This is a genomic window from Paeniglutamicibacter sp. NPDC091659 (assembly GCF_044756805.1).
Classification (GTDB): domain Bacteria; phylum Actinomycetota; class Actinomycetes; order Actinomycetales; family Micrococcaceae; genus Paeniglutamicibacter.
Genome location: NZ_JBIVTO010000005.1, coordinates 67,208 through 84,280 on the forward strand (window position 1 = coordinate 67,208; position 17,073 = coordinate 84,280).

The 17,073-nt window shown below is 67.3% G+C and carries 13 protein-coding genes; 11 read left to right on the forward strand and 2 right to left on the reverse strand.

What is annotated here, in order from left to right; translation table 11 throughout:
• Positions 1-13: 13 nt before the first annotated feature.
• Positions 14-583: a TetR/AcrR family transcriptional regulator gene (locus ACIQLF_RS10800; RefSeq protein ID WP_400297918.1), complete on the reverse strand. Its 570-nt coding sequence runs from the start codon at positions 581-583 to the stop codon at positions 14-16.
• A 208-nt stretch (positions 584-791) separates the two neighbouring features.
• Between ACIQLF_RS10800 and ACIQLF_RS10805 the strand changes: the two genes are divergently transcribed.
• Positions 792-2,804, forward strand: a complete 2,013-nt coding sequence (locus ACIQLF_RS10805; RefSeq protein WP_400297921.1) for an amidase — start codon at positions 792-794, stop codon at positions 2,802-2,804.
• Here the strand turns inward: ACIQLF_RS10805 and ACIQLF_RS10810 are convergent.
• The gene (locus ACIQLF_RS10810) at positions 2,801-3,433 is read right to left on the reverse strand and encodes a TIGR03085 family metal-binding protein (RefSeq protein ID WP_400297924.1); all 633 of its coding nucleotides are present in this window, start codon (positions 3,431-3,433) and stop codon (positions 2,801-2,803) included. The genes ACIQLF_RS10805 and ACIQLF_RS10810 overlap by 4 nt on opposite strands.
• Before the next feature lie 144 nt (positions 3,434-3,577).
• On the opposite strand from ACIQLF_RS10810, the gene hisI reads away from it, so the two are divergent.
• The 10 genes from hisI to ACIQLF_RS10860 all read left to right on the forward strand — a co-directional run bounded on the left by hisI (position 3,578) and on the right by ACIQLF_RS10860 (position 17,066).
• Positions 3,578-3,979: a phosphoribosyl-AMP cyclohydrolase gene (gene hisI, locus ACIQLF_RS10815; RefSeq protein WP_387525446.1), complete on the forward strand. Its 402-nt coding sequence runs from the start codon at positions 3,578-3,580 to the stop codon at positions 3,977-3,979.
• Between the two features lie 41 nt (positions 3,980-4,020).
• Positions 4,021-5,580 (forward strand): anthranilate synthase component I, encoded by a 1,560-nt coding sequence (locus ACIQLF_RS10820; RefSeq protein WP_400297927.1) that lies wholly within the window; start codon positions 4,021-4,023, stop codon positions 5,578-5,580.
• The gene (locus ACIQLF_RS10825; RefSeq protein WP_400297930.1) at positions 5,577-6,203 is read left to right on the forward strand and encodes a Trp biosynthesis-associated membrane protein; all 627 of its coding nucleotides are present in this window, start codon (positions 5,577-5,579) and stop codon (positions 6,201-6,203) included. The genes ACIQLF_RS10820 and ACIQLF_RS10825 overlap by 4 nt, the downstream gene beginning before the upstream one ends.
• Before the next feature lie 117 nt (positions 6,204-6,320).
• Complete coding sequence (locus tag ACIQLF_RS10830; RefSeq protein ID WP_400297933.1) at positions 6,321-6,572, forward strand: HGxxPAAW family protein; 252 nt, start codon at positions 6,321-6,323, stop codon at positions 6,570-6,572.
• A 2-nt stretch (positions 6,573-6,574) separates the two neighbouring features.
• Positions 6,575-7,408 (forward strand): indole-3-glycerol phosphate synthase TrpC, encoded by an 834-nt coding sequence (gene trpC, locus ACIQLF_RS10835; RefSeq protein ID WP_400297936.1) that lies wholly within the window; start codon positions 6,575-6,577, stop codon positions 7,406-7,408.
• A 39-nt stretch (positions 7,409-7,447) separates the two neighbouring features.
• On the forward strand, positions 7,448-8,737 hold the full coding sequence (gene trpB, locus ACIQLF_RS10840) for a tryptophan synthase subunit beta (RefSeq protein WP_400297938.1): 1,290 nt from the start codon (positions 7,448-7,450) through the stop codon (positions 8,735-8,737).
• Complete coding sequence (gene trpA, locus ACIQLF_RS10845) at positions 8,698-9,528, forward strand: tryptophan synthase subunit alpha (protein WP_400297941.1); 831 nt, start codon at positions 8,698-8,700, stop codon at positions 9,526-9,528. Before trpB ends, trpA begins: the two co-directional genes overlap by 40 nt.
• Positions 9,525-10,583: a prolipoprotein diacylglyceryl transferase gene (gene lgt, locus ACIQLF_RS10850; RefSeq protein WP_400297944.1), complete on the forward strand. Its 1,059-nt coding sequence runs from the start codon at positions 9,525-9,527 to the stop codon at positions 10,581-10,583. The genes trpA and lgt overlap by 4 nt, the downstream gene beginning before the upstream one ends.
• Positions 10,584-11,011: 428 nt before the next feature.
• The gene (gene gltB / locus ACIQLF_RS10855; RefSeq protein ID WP_400297946.1) at positions 11,012-15,616 is read left to right on the forward strand and encodes a glutamate synthase large subunit; all 4,605 of its coding nucleotides are present in this window, start codon (positions 11,012-11,014) and stop codon (positions 15,614-15,616) included.
• A complete protein-coding gene (locus ACIQLF_RS10860) occupies positions 15,609-17,066 on the forward strand; it encodes a glutamate synthase subunit beta (RefSeq protein WP_400297949.1) in 1,458 nt (485 codons plus the stop codon). The genes gltB and ACIQLF_RS10860 overlap by 8 nt, the downstream gene beginning before the upstream one ends.
• Positions 17,067-17,073 lie beyond the last annotated feature (7 nt).

The following is a 17,073-nucleotide window of genomic DNA, read 5'->3' on the forward strand; positions in this document are numbered from 1 at the left end:
CCCGGGCGTTCGCTCAGGCGTTGGCCGGCAGGATCGCTTCCATCCCGCGTTCCAATGCCGCGCGTGCCGCGGCACTGTCCAGCTGGTTTGACAGCCAGCGGCTGGAAAGGCCTTCAACCAGGGACGTCAGCAGCAAGGCTGTTTCCTGGCATTGCCCGACCTCGGTCCCGGTGTGACCGCTGACCAGCTCTGCGACGTGCAACTGCCAGGCGGCCGTGGACCCGGCCAGGTGCTCGGCCAGCGGCGGCTCGAAGACGGCGATGGCCTTGATTTCGTTCCACACAATTGATTTCGCGCGGACGAACTCGTCGTCCTGGATCTCGGCCAGCAGCAATTCGCGCAACAATCCGTAGGACTCGTTGCCGCCTGCGATTGATTCCTCGCGTTGTGCGACCGAGTCCACGTTGACGTATTCAAGCGTCGCGGCCAGCAGGCCGTCCCTGTCGGTGAAGTGGTAGTAGACAAGCCCGGTGGAGATTCCTGCCTGCTTGCAGACGTCTTGCACGCGCATGCCGCGGACGCCGTCACGGGCGATGCAGATGCTGCATGCCTCAAGAATTCGCTGCCTCGTGTCGTTGGCCATGCCCGGAACCGTGCCTTTCGTTTGCTGGAACTGCAAGAAACTTTCCGTTTGGCGACCTTGCGGACTTCCATGTATCGTAGGTCACACGTTATCTTTAACTGAACATCCAGTCAATTTTCTAGTTGCTCCTCGATGATCGAGACATTCGGACCCCTCAGCGGTCGAAGTCAGGCGACGCAGGAGCAAGATCCGTGAAGGGAAACCACCAATGGGCCAGCCGTTCAGCATCCATGAAGCTTCCATCGACGACGTCCTGCATGCGCTCGAGAAGGGCGCCGTCACCGCCGTTGAGCTGGTGGCCGCCCACCTGGCCCGGGTGGGACGCTTCGACAGGTCCTCGGTGCGACTCAATGCCATGGCCGTGTTGAATCCCGACGCGTTTGCCGAGGCCGCGGAATCCGACCGCCGTCGCCGTGCCGGGCAGGCAGGCTCCCTCGAGGGGGTGCCCTTCACAGTCAAGGACAGCTACATGGTCGCCGGGCTCACCGTCGCCGCCGGCTCGCCGGCCTTCAAGGACCTTGTGGCCCAGGACGATGCCTTTACCGTGGCACGGATCCGCGAGGCCGGGGGAGTGCTGGTGGGCAAGACCAACATGCCGCCCATGGCCGACGGCGGCATGCAGCGCGGTGTCTACGGCCGGGCCGAAAGCCCCTACAACACCAACTACCTGGCGGCAGCCTATGCCTCGGGCTCGTCCAACGGCTCGGCGGTTGCCACCGCGGCCAGCTTGGGCGTGTTCGGCATGGGGGAGGAGACCGTGTCCTCGGGTCGCAGCCCGGCCTCCAACAACGGACTCTGCGCCTACACGCCCTCGCGCGGCGTCATCTCGATCCGCGGCAACTGGCCGCTGTTCCCGACCCGCGACGTCGTGGTGCCGCACACCCGCGGCATGAACGACATGTTCCGGCTGCTGGACGTGATCGTGGCCGACGACGAGAACACCACCGGTGATTTCTGGCGCGACCAGAAAGCCGTCGAGCTGCCGGCGGCCTCGGACGTCCGCCCCGGAAGCTACGCGGAACTGGCCGACCCCGACGCACTGAGGGGCAAACGCCTGGGCGTCCCGCGCATGTACCTCGGCAAGGACGCCGACTTCCCCCTGGCGGTGCGCGACTCGATCCTGGAACTCTGGGAGGCGGCGCGGGCCCGGCTCGAGGGGCTTGGCGCCACCGTCGTCGAGGTCGACCTGCCCATGATCGAAAAATACGAAGGCAACACCCCAGGCGGCGAACAACTCGCGGCACTCGGCGTCCTGCCCGAGGGCTGGATGGACACCGAATTCAACGAGATCCTTGCCCATGGCTGGGACACCTTCCTGCGGGCCAACAACGACCCGGCACTGAACCGCCTGGCCGACGTCGACCACACCCAAATCTTCCCGGCCCCCGCGGGGGCGCTGCCCGACCGCTACGAGGAGGTCGAAGACTACGAGAACCGGTACCGCGACGTGGTGAACATGGCGGCCGCCGGATTGCCGCCGATAGACTCCCTGCCGGGCTTCACCCAGGGGCTTCGGGCGCTCGAGACGCTGCGCAAGGAGCTCTTCGAGGACTGGCTGGAGGCGCGAGGTCTGGACGCGATCGTCTTCCCGGCCAATGCGGACGTCGCGGCCCAGGATGCGGACATCAACACCGAATCCGCGGACCGTGCCTGGGAAAACGGGGTGTTCTTCTCAAACGGCAACTACGCGCTTCGCCACTTCGGCATTCCGAGCATCACCGTCGCCATGGGAATCATGGAAGACATCGGCATGCCGGTGGGGCTGACAATTGCCGGTCCCGCCTACGCCGACAACCAACTGCTGGCTTGCGGCTACGCATACGAAGCGGCGGGCTCACTGCGCCAGTCGCCCGTCCTGGCGCCGCCGCTGCCGTTCGACAGCGTCTGCCGTGCGGGGCACGCAATCGCCGAGGGCGAACCCGAGCCGTTGGAAGTCACCGTCGGGGCGGAGTTCGACCCCGGGATCCGGCACGAAGGTGCACGGCTGTTGCGCATCTCGGGAACCGTTGCGGCACCGGACGGCTCAGCGATCCGACTCACCGTCAACGGCGAGGAGGCCCTCGCCGTCCGGGACGGAAGCCATTGGGGTGCCGCGCACGTGCTGGGTGCCGCCGTCGAGCCCGGGGTCGTCGGCTGGAATCCGGTGGCCAGTGACGCCCTGGTGGTTGTCAGCGTGGTGGCACCGACGGGCCAAGCGGCCGGGGCCTTCGCGGAAATCTAGCGCCGGGCGTTGAACAGTTCGAGTGCCTCGTCGGCGCCCTCGAACGTCACGAGCGCCTCCTCGCGCCGTCCCGCGGCATGGAGCAGCAATTCCTCGGGGCGGCCCATGATGGCCACCGAGGTCTTGGCCTTGCGGGCAACATGGCGCCGCCCGTCGGGAAGCACCAGGATGATGCCCACCTCGCTGCCCCGGTAGTACGCAGAGGCACGGCGGACCAGGTCCCGCCACAGGAGCTCTGCGTACTTCTCGTCGAGCACGCGAGGCGCCCAGCGGTCGGTGGCGCGGCGGACGTCCTCGGTGTGGATGAAGTATTCGCTCAGGTTTGCCGCACGGTCGAAGGCCGGCAGGGCAAACGGTGAAAACCTGGGTGCGCCGGCGACGAATTCGTGGACGAGTTCCGCATAGGCGGCGTTGTCGCGGGCCCGGTCGGCCCTCGACTTAAGCTCGCGTTCCATCGCGGAGGCCAGCGGCTTGAGGGCCAGTCCGGCGGAGAGCATCGAGTGTTCGCGCAACACCAGGTGTGCGGCGAGGTGGCGGGTCTGCCAACCGGCACACAATGTCGGGGCCGTCGGTCCTGCTGCCAGCAGGACTTCGGCCAGTACTTCACGGGAGGCTGGGACAAAATGCATCACTACGAAACTAACACGTCCGGCGCCGCTTGTGGCCGTATGAAGCGCCATGCGACTTACGGGTTTCGGCGAATCGTTGCGTGCATGCCGCGCGGGTGAATCCCGTTCGGCCAATTGCGCTTCGGTGGCACTAGACTGGAGGTGATGTCGCAGAACCCAGCCTTCGCAACCCCCGTCTCCGTTGACGGCAAATTGTCCGCCGAAATATCCGCGGCCCTGAAAAAGGACGACTCCGGATTGGTCGCGGCCATCATCCAGCAGCATGGCACGCACGAAGTGCTCATGCTCGGGTGGATGGACGAGGAAGCCCTCCGCCGCACCCTCACCACCGGGCGGGTGACCTTCTGGTCGCGTTCCCGCAAGGAATACTGGCGCAAGGGGGACACCTCCGGGCACTCCCAGCTGGTGCGTTCGGTCGCCCTGGATTGCGACGGCGACGCCCTCCTGGTGGTGGTCGACCAGATCGGTGCGGCCTGCCACACCGGAACCCACACCTGCTTCGACGGGCGCGAGATCCCGGCCGTCGTCGGCCGCCGCGTCTCCTGACCAGACACCACATTCGTCCACGCAAGGATAACTAGCCACTCATGCAAGCTCTCGGTGCGCTCTCACCCACCCGCGAGCAGTTCCGCGCCCTCGCCGCGGAACGCCGCGTCATTCCCGTGACCATGCGGGTGCTGGCCGACTCGCTGACCCCCATCTCCATCTACCGCCGGCTTGCCGGCGGCCGCCCCGGCACCTTCCTGATGGAATCCGCCGCGGCCGGCGGAGTGTGGAGCCGCTACTCCTTCATCGGCACCAACTCCCCGGCGACGCTGACCACCCGCGAGGGCAAGGCCCACTGGCTGGGCACCCCGCCGGCCGGCATGCCCACCGAGGGCAACCCGGTCGAGGTGCTGCGCGACACCGTGCGCGCGCTGCGCACCGAGCCGCTGCACGGCCTGCCGCCGCTGACCAGCGGCATGGTCGGCTTCATCGGCTGGGAGGCGGTGCGCCACTGGGAGAAGCTGCCCAACCCGCCGCTCGACGACCTGCACCTGCCCGAGCTGGCCATGAACCTGGTCGGCGACATGGCCGTGCACGACAACACCGACGGCACGCTCACGCTGATCGCCAACGCCATCAACTTCAACGGCACCAACGACGGCGTCGACGGTGCCTACGACCACGCGGTGGACCGCGTGCGCGCCATGCTCGCGTCCCTGGGCGAGGCCACCGAAACCCCGGTCTCGGTGCTCTCCGGCACCGACGTCCCCGCAGACGAGCTGATGGCCGCAGTCACCCACTCCTGGGACGAGGACTCCTACCGCCAGGCCGTGCTGCGCGGCAAGGAAGCCATCGTCGACGGCGAGGTGTTCCAGGTGGTCATCTCGCGCCGCTTCGAGCTCGAATCCCACGCCGACCCGCTGGATGTCTACCGCATCCTGCGCGCCACCAACCCCAGCCCGTACATGTACCTCTTCAGCCTCGAGGACTCCCACGGCAAGGCCTACTCGATCGTCGGCTCCTCCCCGGAAGCGCTGGTCACGGTCAACGACGACCACGTCGTCACGCACCCGATCGCCGGCTCGCGACCGCGCGGCGCCACCTACGAGGACGACCAGCAGCACGAGAAGAACCTGCTGGCCGACGAGAAGGAGCGCGCCGAGCACCTGATGCTTGTGGACCTCTCGCGCAACGACCTGTCCAAGGTCTGCGTGCCGGGCTCGGTGGAGGTCACCCAGTTCATGGAGGTCGAGCGCTTCAGCCACATCATGCACCTGGTCTCCAACGTGGTCGGCAAGCTGTCCCCGGGCACCGACGGCTACGACGTGCTGGCCGCGACGTTCCCGGCCGGCACGCTCTCCGGCGCGCCCAAGCCGCGCGCGCTGCGTCTGCTGGACGAGCTGGAACCGCACCGCCGCGGAATCTACGGCGGCGTCGTGGGCTACCTCGACTTCGCCGGGGACATGGACATGGCCATCGCCATCCGCTCCGCGCTGCTCAAGGGCAACCGCGCCTACGTGCAGGCCGGCGGCGGCATCGTCAACGACTCGGACCTCGACGCCGAGGCCCTTGAAACCATCAACAAGTCGGCAGCGCCGCTGCGCGCCGTCTGGGCCGCGGGCACCATGGCGCCCGCCGGCCAGGAAATACTGGGGTCATGACCAACACCGACAGCAACACCAAGGGCACCGCCAAGACCCCGCGCTGGGGCACCAAGCGCGTTGTCATGCTGCTGGGCCTGGTCGGTGCCGTGCTGGCGCTGGCCACCAGCACGCGCATCTGGATCACAGTCCAGCCCGAGGTCGGCTCCGTGAAGATCCCGCTGATCGAGGTCGCGGGCTCCGACGCCTCGGCGGCCGTCGCCGCACTCGCGGTGGTGGCCCTGGCGGGTTCGCTGGCGGCGCTGATCGCCGGCAAGGTCGCCCGCTACATCATCGCCGGCATACTGCTGCTGGCCGGCGGCGGCATCGTCGCCTCCGCCATCGCGGTGCTCGCCAACCCCGTCGCGGCAGCCGCCACCAAGGTCGGCGAGGCCACCGGGCTGAACGCCGCAGGCGGGGACTACCAGGTTTCCATCTGGCCCTACGCGGCGGCGCTGGCCGGAGTGGTGCTGGTGCTCAACGCGCTGGTGCTTGTGGCCGCCGGGCACACCTGGGCGGGCAGCAAGAAGTACGCGCGCGACAACGCCGCGGCCGCCCGGCGTGCGGAACAGGCGAACTCCACGGGACCGATCGATGAGATCGACGGCTGGGACTCGCTCTCGCGCGGGGACGATCCCACCTGAGGAACGCGCGCGGGCGGGCAACATGGCACGCCACGGCGTTAAAGAATGGCAGAATAGACAGAAGTTAATCGTCGGGAAAATTCCCGATTGGCACGAGGTGACGAGGAGTATCCCACCATGGCTAACAGCAACACCCAGATCGACCCGATGCACGCCGAAGAAATCGGCCACGGCAACTCAATTGCGGCTTGGACCTTGGTCGGCGTCTCGATGATCGGTGTCATCATCGGCGGAATCGCCTTCGCCGCCCACAACCCCACCATGGTCTACGCGGGCCTCGGCGTCGTCGTCGTCGGCCTGATCGCCGGCTGGGTCATGAAGAAGGCCGGTTTCGGCGTGGGCGGCGCCCGGTCGGGTTCCTCGCACTAGTCGTGAGCGTACTTACGGATATCATTGCGGGCGTTCGGATCGATCTGGACGCCCGCCGTTCCATATGCGGCCAGGCCCAGATCGAGGCCGACGCGGCAAACGCCGCCCCTGCGCTCGACGCCTTCGCCGCCCTCGGCGGAGCCGCCAACCAGTCCGATCGTGACGCCGTGTTACGCGTGGTCTCCGAGGTCAAGCGCAAGTCCCCGTCCAAGGGCGCGCTTGCCGACATCCCGGAACCCGCCGAACTCGCCGCGGCCTATGTCGCGGGTGGCGCCTCCGTCATCTCGGTGCTCACCGAGGAACGCCGCTTCGGCGGATCGTTGGCCGACTTCGATGCCGTGCGCGCCGCCGTCGACATCCCGCTGCTGCGCAAGGACTTCACGGTCGACGCCTACCAGATCTACGAGGCCCGCGCCCACGGCGCCGACCTCATCCTCTTGATCGTCGCGGCCCTGGACGACGCGCAGATGCGCGAGTTCCTGGACCTCACCCACGCACTGGGCATGAACGCCCTGGTGGAGACCCACACCGAGGAGGAAATCGCCCGCGCCGTCGCGCTCGGGGCGAAGATCATCGGCGTCAACGTGCGCAACCTCAAGACCCTGGAAGTGGATCCCGCAAACTTCGCGAAGCTCGCGGGGCTGATTCCGCCCGAGGCCGTCATCATCGCCGAATCCGGCGTCAGTTCCGTCGCCGAGGTGCGCGAATACGCCTCCCACGGCGCGGACGCCATCCTGGTCGGCGAGGCGCTGGTCAAGGACAACGACCCGAGCGCGGCCATCAAGCAGTTCATGAGCGCGGGAACGGCCGCGAAGCCGGCACGCCCCGGCGCCTAATTACTTCACGATTCCTCAGCTAGATAAGGATGCCCCCAGATGAACCCGACGACAGGTGAACCGGCAGACGGTTCGCAGAGCCACGTTGCAGCGCCGGGGGACTCCCTGCGGCATGCCCCCGGTCCGTACTTCGGCGACTACGGCGGACGCTGGATGCCCGAATCCCTGATCGCCGCCATGGACGAGCTCAGCGAGACGTTCGAGGCCGCCAAGGCGGACCCGGAGTTCGTGGCACAGGTCAAGGACCTGAACAAGAACTACTCCGGCCGCCCCTCCCTGCTCACCGAGGCCAAGCGCTTCTCCGAGGCCGCCGGAGGCGTGCGCGTCTTCCTCAAGCGCGAGGACCTTAACCACACGGGCAGCCACAAGATCAACAACGTGCTCGGCCAGGCGCTGCTGGCCAAGCGCATGGGCAAGACCCGCATCATCGCCGAGACCGGTGCGGGCCAGCACGGCGTCGCCTCGGCCACTGCGGCGGCCCTCATGGGCCTGGAATGCGTCGTCTACATGGGCGCCGAGGACTGCCGCCGGCAGGCCCTGAACGTCGCGCGCATGCAGCTGCTCGGCGCCACGGTCATCCCGGTGACCGCCGGTTCCCAGACGCTGAAGGACGCCATCAACGAGGCGCTGCGCGACTGGGTCGCCAACGTGGAGAACACCCACTACCTGCTGGGCACCGCCGCCGGCGGACACCCGTTCCCGGCCATGGTGCGCTACTTCCACGAGGTCATCGGCGAGGAGGCCCGCGAGCAGATCCTGGCCCAGGTCGGCCGCCTGCCGGACGCGGTCGCCGCATGCATCGGCGGCGGCTCCAACGCCATCGGGATCTTCCACGGCTTCCTTGACGACGCCGACGTCGAGCTCTACGGCTTCGAGGCCGGCGGCGACGGCGTGGACACCCCGCGCCACGCGGCCACCATCACCCTGGGCAAGCCCGGCGTGCTGCACGGTGCCAAGAGCTACCTGATGCAGAACGACGACGGCCAGACCATCGAGTCGCACTCGATCTCCGCGGGTCTCGACTACCCGGGCGTCGGCCCGGAGCACGCCTACCTTGCCGACATCGGCCGCGTGCACTACGAGCCGATCACCGACACCGAGGCCATGGACGCCTTCTCGCTGCTCTGCCGCACCGAGGGCATCATCCCGGCCATCGAGTCCTCGCACGCCCTGGCCGGCGTGCTGAAGATCGCCGCCCGCAAGATCGCCGCCGGCGCGACGCCGGAGGAAACCATCATCATCGCGAACCTCTCGGGCCGCGGCGACAAGGACGTAGGAACCGCCGCCGAATGGTTCAAACTCATCGACACCGAAAAGGATGCCAAGTGAGCCACGTTTCCAAGAGCGCAGCAGCCATCGCCGCCGCCCGCGCCGAGGGCCGGCCGGCCCTGATCTGCTACCTGCCCGCCGGTTTCCCGGACGTGCAGGCCACCATTGACGCGGCCGTCGCGATGGCCGAAAACGGCGCTGACATCATCGAGGTCGGCATCCCGTACTCGGACCCCGTGATGGACGGCTCTGTCATCCAGGCCGCCACCGTGCAGTCGCTGGCGCAGGGCTTCCGGGTTGCCCAGGTCTTCGACATCGTCAAGGGCATCACCGAGCGTTGCTCGGCCACCGTGATGGTCATGACCTACTGGAACCCGGTGCTGCGCATGGGCGTGGACGAGTTCTCCCGCCGCCTGGCCGAGGCCGGCGGCGCCGGGCTGATCACCCCGGACCTGATCCCTGACGAGGCCGCCGAGTGGATGGAGGCCTCCGACAAGTACGGTCTTGACCGCGTCTTCCTGGTCGCGCCGTCCTCCACCGAGGCCCGCATGAAGGCCACCGTCGCCGCGAGCCGCGGATTCGTCTACTGCGTTTCGGTCATGGGCGTCACCGGCGCCCGCGCCGAGGTTTCCGACGCGGCCGCCTCGGTTGTCGCCGCGGCCCACGCCGCCGGCGCCGAGAACGCCTGCGTCGGGCTGGGCGTCTCGCAGCGCAAGCACGTCGAGGAAATCGGCGCCTACTCAGACGGCGTCATCGTCGGCACCGCACTGGTCGCCGCGCTGCGTGACGGGGGAGTGGAAGCCGTTGCCAGGCTCACCGCCGAACTCAGCGGCAGGCCAGTCAGCGTATGACCTCCCTGGCAGCCATCGGCACCGGCGTGCTCACCTCGATCCCGAGCCCGCCGCCGGAGTTCTCCAAGTTCTCCATCGGCCCGTTGACCATCCACGCCTACGCCCTGTGCATCCTGCTGGGCATCGTCGTGGCCATGTGGCTGACCAACAAGCGCTGGCTGGCCAAGGGCGGACCGGCGGACGTGGTCTGGGACATCTGCATCTGGGCGATCCCGTTCGGGATCGTCGGCGGGCGCCTGTACCACGTGCTGATCACCGACCCCGAGTACTACTTCGGGCTCAACGGCCAAAGCGCGCATCTCTCCGAAATCCCGCAGATCTGGGCCGGTGGCCTGGGCATCATGGGGGCCATCAGCCTTGGCTCGCTCGGCGCCTGGATCGCCTGCCGCCGCGCGGGCGTCAGGCTCCCGGCCTTCCTGGACGCGGTGGCGCCGGGCGTGCTGCTGGCCCAGGCCTTCGGGCGCTGGGGCAACTGGTTCAACCAGGAGCTCTTCGGCAAGCCGACCACGCTGCCGTGGGGCCTGGAGATCGACTCCACCAGCTACAACTTCCCCCCGGGCCTTCCGCCCGGGACGCTGTTCCAGCCGACGTTCCTCTACGAATCCCTGTGGAACGTGGCGGGCGTGGTGCTGCTGTTGGCGATCGACCGCAAGTTCAAGCTGCGTCGCGGCGCCATGTTCTGGTCCTACCTGATCTGGTACGGCATTGGCCGAACCATGATGGAAACCATGCGCATCGACGCCGCCGACACGATCGTCATCCTCGGCATCGGGCTGCGCGTGCACATGTGGCTCGCCATCGGCATGGTCATCCTGGGCACCGTCGGACTCGTCTATTCGCTCACCAAGCTTCGCCCGCAGCCGGACCCGGGGGTTTACCTCGAGGGCCGCGAGCCCCGGCCGGAAACCGACACCGAGGACGAAGCCCCGGCCGATTCCAATGGGGAATTGACCGCGGATACCGAATCGAAAGACGGTTCCAATCGGGTGAAACCGATCGTTGACCCTGAAAAGGGAACTGATTCCGCAGGAAAAACGGAAAAAAACAACAACTAAAAAACACCAGTTCAAGGCCCCTCGTCTGCTACCGCCCGCGGTATGTGACGGGGGGCCTTGTTATTTCCGGGTAACAATTGGAAGATTCGTAAACTCCCTAGTCAGATTGCTGTTGAGGTGTATTCGGAAAACTGTTGGAAACAAAACCACGCCTAAAACCGAAACATGGTGGTGCTACGATTTTTTCACCCAGCGGGCGTAGGATTCGATGCACGAAATCGAACATGGCCCCGCGACGCAGCAAGGCACGGCGGACATCCCGCCGCATTGCACAAACCACAACGACGTGGCCCGGCCCGCAGGCCGGGAAAAACCCCGCACTCTTGTCGGTGGGAAAAATCCTCTCAGCTACCGATCATTTGCGACCCAGAAAACTCTCGGACAACGGCGTCCTTGTATCCCAGAAAAAACGCGAGAAAGGTATGCTCATGAGCATGACCGGAGTCCAGCTGAACGCTTCACCGGATTGTGGCGGGGAAGTATCTTCGCCCTTCACACGGTTCGCAGACGCCCCCGAAGCGCAAGGCCTCTACAACCCCGAAAACGAAAAAGACGCGTGCGGGCTGGCAGTCATCGCCACCCTCAAAAAAGTACCTACCCACGCAATCGTGAACCAGGCACTCGAGGCCCTGCGCAGGCTCGAACACCGCGGCGCCGTTGGCGCCGACGACGGCACCGGTGACGGCGCCGGCATCCTCACCCAGATCCCCGACGCCTTCTTCCGCGCCGTCGCCGGATTCCCCCTTCCGGCCCGCGGACACTACGCCGCCGGCACCGCCTTCTTGCCCCAGGATCCAACGCAGCGGACACAGGCAATCAGCGCCCTTGAGGAACTGGCCTTCGACGAGGGCCTCACCGTGCTTGGCTGGCGTGAACTGCCCGTCAACGCCGAGCACATCGGCCCCACCGCCCGCGGCTGCATGCCGCACTTCGCCCAGATCTTCCTCGGCATTCCCGGCGAGAAGGTCGCGGAACTCGATGCCCGGGTCTTCCGCGTGCGCAAGCGCGCGCAGAACAAGTTCGGCGTCTACTTCCCGTCGCTCTCCAGCGCCAGCATCGTCTACAAGGGCATGCTCTCCACCGCACAGCTTTCGGCCTTCTACCCGGACCTGACCGACGAGCGCTTCGCGAGCACCTTCGGCATCGTGCACTCGCGCTTCTCCACCAACACCTTCCCGTCCTGGCCGCTGGCCCAGCCCTTCCGCACCATCGCCCACAACGGCGAAATCAACACGGTCAAGGGCAACAGGAACTGGATGCGCGCCCGCCAATCCCAGCTGGCCTCCGCGCTGCTGGGCGAGGTCCCCGAGGAGCTCTTCCCGATCTGCAGCCCCGGTGCCTCCGACTCCGCCTCCTTCGACGAGGTGGCCGAGCTGCTCACGCTCTCCGGGCGCCCCATCGCCCAGGCGATCATGATGATGATCCCCGAGGCCTGGGAAAACCACGCCACCATGGACGCGGACCGCCGCGCCTTCTACGAGTACCACTCGATGCTCATGGAGCCGTGGGACGGCCCCGCCGCGGTGTCCTTCACCGACGGCAAGCAGGTGGGCGCGGTGCTCGACCGCAACGGCCTGCGTCCCGCACGCTTCTGGGTGACCGACGACGGACTGGTGGTGCTGGCCAGCGAGGTCGGCGTCATCGACATCGCCCCCGAGCGGATCGTCGCCAAGGGCCGCGTGGCCCCGGGCAAGATGTTCCTGGTCGATACCGTCGCCGGCCGCATCATCGAGGACGACGAGGTCAAGGCACAGATCGCCGCATCCAAGCCATGGGCCGAATGGGTCGCCGCAAACAAGATCCGTCTCTCCGACCTGCCCGACCTCGAGCACGTCAGCCACAACTCGGCCTCCGTGCAGCTGCGCCAGCGGACCTTCGGCTACACCACCGAGGAACTGCGCATCCTGCTCGCCCCGATGGCCGCCACCGGCGCCGAACCGCTCGGCGCCATGGGCTCCGACACCCCTGTCGCCGTGCTCTCCGCGCGCTCGCGGCTGCTCTTCGACTACTTCACGCAGTCTTTCGCCCAGGTGACGAACCCGCCTCTGGATTCCATCCGCGAGGAACTCGTCACCTCCATGGGCACCAGCATCGGCCCCTCGGGCAACCTGCTGGCCCTGGGCAAGGTCAGCGCCGAACAGGTGTCCCTGGCCTACCCGGTCATCACCAACGACGACCTGGCCAAGATCGCCAACATCCGCGATGACGAGGGCCTCAAGGTCACGCTGAAGGTCCGCGGGCTCTACCGCCCCGACGGCGGGGAAGCGGAGCTGCGCGCCCGCATCCAGGAGATCTGCGAAAAGGTCTCCGCCGCGATCAACCGGGGCATCAAGTTCGTCGTGCTCTCGGACCGCGACTCCAACGCCCAGTGGGCGCCGATCCCGTCGCTGCTGCTCACCTCCGCGGTGCACCACCACCTGCTCAAGAGCGCCAACCGCACCAAGACCTCGTTGATCATCGAGGCCGGCGACGTGCGCGAGGTCCACCACGTGGCAGTGCTCATCGGCTACGGCGCTTCGGCCATCAACCCGTACCTGGCGCTGGAAAGCGTCGAGGAAATGGCCCGCAACGGCGAGCTGGGCTCCGTCACGCCCGCCAAGGCGCAGGCCAACCTCATCAAGGCGCTGGGCAAGGGCGTCCTGAAGATCATGTCCAAGATGGGCATCTCCACCGTCGCCTCCTACTGTGGCGCCCAGACCTTCGAGGCCCTGGGGCTGTCCCAGCGCGTCGTCGACCAGTACTTCACCGGCACCCAGTCGCAGCTCGACGGCGTCGGCCTGGACGTGCTCGCCACCGAAACCGCGATGCGCCACGCCTACGCCTACCCGGCCGACCTGGCACCGGAGCCGCACCGCACCCTGGAAACGGGCGGCGAGTACCAGTGGCGCCGCGAAGGCCCGCCGCACCTGTTCAACCCGGAAACCGTGTTCCGCCTGCAGCATGCCACGCGGGAACGCCGCTACGACATCTTCAAGGCGTACACCAAGGGCGTCGACGACCAGTCCAAGGGCCTGATGACGCTGCGCGGGCTGCTGGACTTCAAGATCGACAAGTCCGCGGCCATCGACATCGACGAGGTGGAGCCGGTCAGCGAGATCGTCAAGCGCTTCGCCACCGGAGCCATGAGCTACGGCTCGATCTCCGCCGAGGCCCACGAGACCCTGGCGATCGCCATGAACCGGCTGGGCGGCAAGTCCAACACCGGCGAGGGCGGCGAGGATGTCGAGCGCCTGCTGGACCCGGCGCGCCGCTCGGCGGTCAAGCAGATCGCTTCCGGCCGCTTCGGCGTCACCAGCCTGTACCTCACCAACGCGGACGACCTGCAGATCAAGATGGCGCAGGGCGCCAAGCCCGGCGAGGGCGGCCAGCTGGCCGCGCAAAAGGTCTACCCGTGGATCGCACGCACCCGCCACTCCACCCCGGGCGTGGGGCTCATTTCCCCGCCGCCGCACCACGACATCTATTCGATCGAGGACCTGGCCCAGCTGATCCACGATGCAAAGTGCTCGAACCCCGCCGCACGCATCCACGTGAAGCTGGTTTCCGAGGTCGGCATCGGCACGGTCGCCGCGGGCGTCACCAAGGCCAAGGCCGACGTGGTGCTGGTCTCCGGCCACGACGGCGGCACCGGCGCCTCGCCGCTGAACTCGCTCAAGCATGCCGGCGTGCCCTGGGAACTCGGCCTGGCCGAGACCCAGCAGACGCTGATGCTCAACGGGTTGCGCGAACGCGTCACCGTGCAGGTCGACGGCCAGCTGAAGACCGGCCGCGACGTGGTCATCGCCGCGCTGCTGGGCGCCGAGGAATTCGGCTTCGCCACCGCGCCGCTGGTGGTCACCGGCTGCATCATGATGCGCGTCTGCCACCTGGACACCTGCCCGGTGGGCGTCGCCACGCAGAACCCCGAGTTGCGCAAGCGCTTCACCGGACAGGCCGACCACGTGGTGAACTTCTTCGAGTTCCTGGCCCAGGAGGTGCGCGAGCTGCTCGCGCAGCTGGGCTACCGGAGCATGGAGGAAGCCATCGGCCAGGCCGAACGGCTCGACACCCGCGCCGCGGTGGGCCACTGGAAGACCGAGGGCCTGAAGCTTGACCGGATCTTCGAGACCGTGGGCTCCAAGCCCGGCGCCCCGCGCCGGCGGACCACGTTCCAGGACCACCACCTCAACGAGCACTTCGACAACCTGCTGATCACCGCGGCAGCACCGGCACTGGCGCACCGCGAAAACGTCTCCATCGACCTGGAGGTGCGCAACACCGACCGGGCCGTGGGCACCATGCTCGGGCACCACGTCACCCGCACCTTCGGTGTTGACGAGCTGGCACCCGGAACCATCGACGTCACGCTGCGCGGACACGCGGGCCAGTCGCTCGGTGCCTTCCTCCCGGCAGGCATCGTGCTGCGGCTCATCGGCGACTCCAACGACTACGTCGGCAAGGGCCTCTCCGGCGGCCGCATCATCCTGCGGCCGGACGCGGGCAGCGGGTTCGACCCCGCAACCCAGGTCATCGCCGGAAACGTGATCGGCTACGGGGCGACCAGCGGCGAGCTGTTCATCAGCGGCATGGTCGGCGAACGCTTCGCCGTGCGCAACTCCGGCGCCAGCGCGGTGGTCGAGGGAATCGGCGACCACGGCTGCGAGTACATGACCGGCGGAACGGCCCTGATCCTCGGATCGACCGGACGCAACTTCGCCGCGGGCATGTCCGGCGGCGTGGCATACGTGCTGGACCTGGACACCCGCAAGCTGAACCCGCTGGCCGTCGCCAACGACGACCTGATCCTCGAGGGCCCCGGCGAGGAGGACTGCGAGCTGATCAAGGACCTGCTCGCAAAGCACGAACTGCACACCGGTTCGGCGCTTGCGGCAAGCCTGCTGGCCGATTGGCCGGTCGCCGCCGCACGCTTCACCAAGGTCCTCCCGCGGGACTTCGCCGCGGTATCCCAGGCACGCAACGCTGCCGCCCATGAAGGTTTCGACCCGGATTCAGCAACCACCTGGAACCGGATTCTGGAGGTGACCCGTGGCTAATCCACGTGGATTCTTGGAAGTCCGTGAACGCGTAACCCAGCCCAAGCGCCCGGTGCCCATCCGCCTGATGGACTTCCGCGAGGTTACCGAACGTCAAAACGACGGCACGCTCAAGGCCCAGGCCGGCCGCTGCATGGACTGCGGCATCGCGTTCTGCCACAGCGGGTGCCCGCTGGGCAACCTGATTCCCGAGTGGAATGCGCTGGTCCACCAGGGCAGGATGGCCGAGGCGTCGGACCGCCTGCACGCGACCAACAACTTCCCGGAGTTCACCGGACGGCTCTGCCCGGCCCCGTGCGAGTCCTCCTGCGTGCTGGGAATCAACCAGCCGGCCGTAACAATCAAACAAATTGAGGTCGAAATCGCGGACACGTTGTTGGCGTCCGGCGACCTCGAACCGGTGCTCGCCATGCGGCACACGGACAAGCGCATCGCCGTCGTCGGTTCCGGCCCCGCGGGGTTGGCCGCCGCCCAGCAGCTGACCCGTGCCGGGCACACCGTGGCCGTGTACGAGCGCGACGAAAAGGTCGGCGGGCTGCTGCGTTACGGCATCCCGGACTTCAAGATGGAAAAGGACGTCCTCGAGCGGCGGCTGGCCCAGATGGAGGCCGAGGGGACCCGCTTCCGCACCGGGGTTTCGGTGGGCACCGACATCACCTGGGATGCCCTGCATCGCCGGTATGACGCGGTGATCCTCGCCACAGGCGCCACCGTTCCGCGCGACATGCCGATCCCCGGGCGCGAGCTCGATGGGGTTCATTTCGCGATGGAATACCTTGTCGATTCCAACGAGGTTGTGGCCGGGGAGCGTGATGCATTGCGCATCGACGCCGCCGGAAAGCACGTGGTGATCCTCGGCGGCGGAGACACCGGCGCCGACTGCCTGGGCACCGCCCTGCGCCAGGGTGCAGCAAGCGTCACGACGCTGGCCATCGGTGCGCAGCCGCCGCTGGAGCGTCCGGCAAACCAGCCGTGGCCGATGGTCCCGAGGCTGTTCGAGGTCCAATCCGCCCACGAGGAAGGCGGCGAACGGACGTACTTGGCCGCCACCGTCAACTTCACGGGCGAGCGCGGGAGCGTGATGGGTGTTACGGTAGCAGAGACCGAATTTATTGACGGTCAGCGCCTTCCGAAACCAGGCACCGAGCGGGTTATTCCCGCGGATCTGGTCTTCCTGGCTCTCGGGTTCACAGGACCCGAAGAAGCCGGTCTCAAGGAACAGGCCAACACCGAGTTTGATGACCGGGGCAGCGTCGCCCGCGATGGTTACTACATGACCAACACCCCGGGGGTGTTTGTGGCCGGCGACGCCGGACGCGGACAATCCCTGATTGTGTGGGCCATCGCCGAGGGACGATCCTGTGCCGCGGCGGTGGACAAATTCCTGATGGGCGAAACCCGCCTTCCGGCCCCCGTTGCACCGACGGATCAGGCCATCAGCATGTTGTGAGACGGAT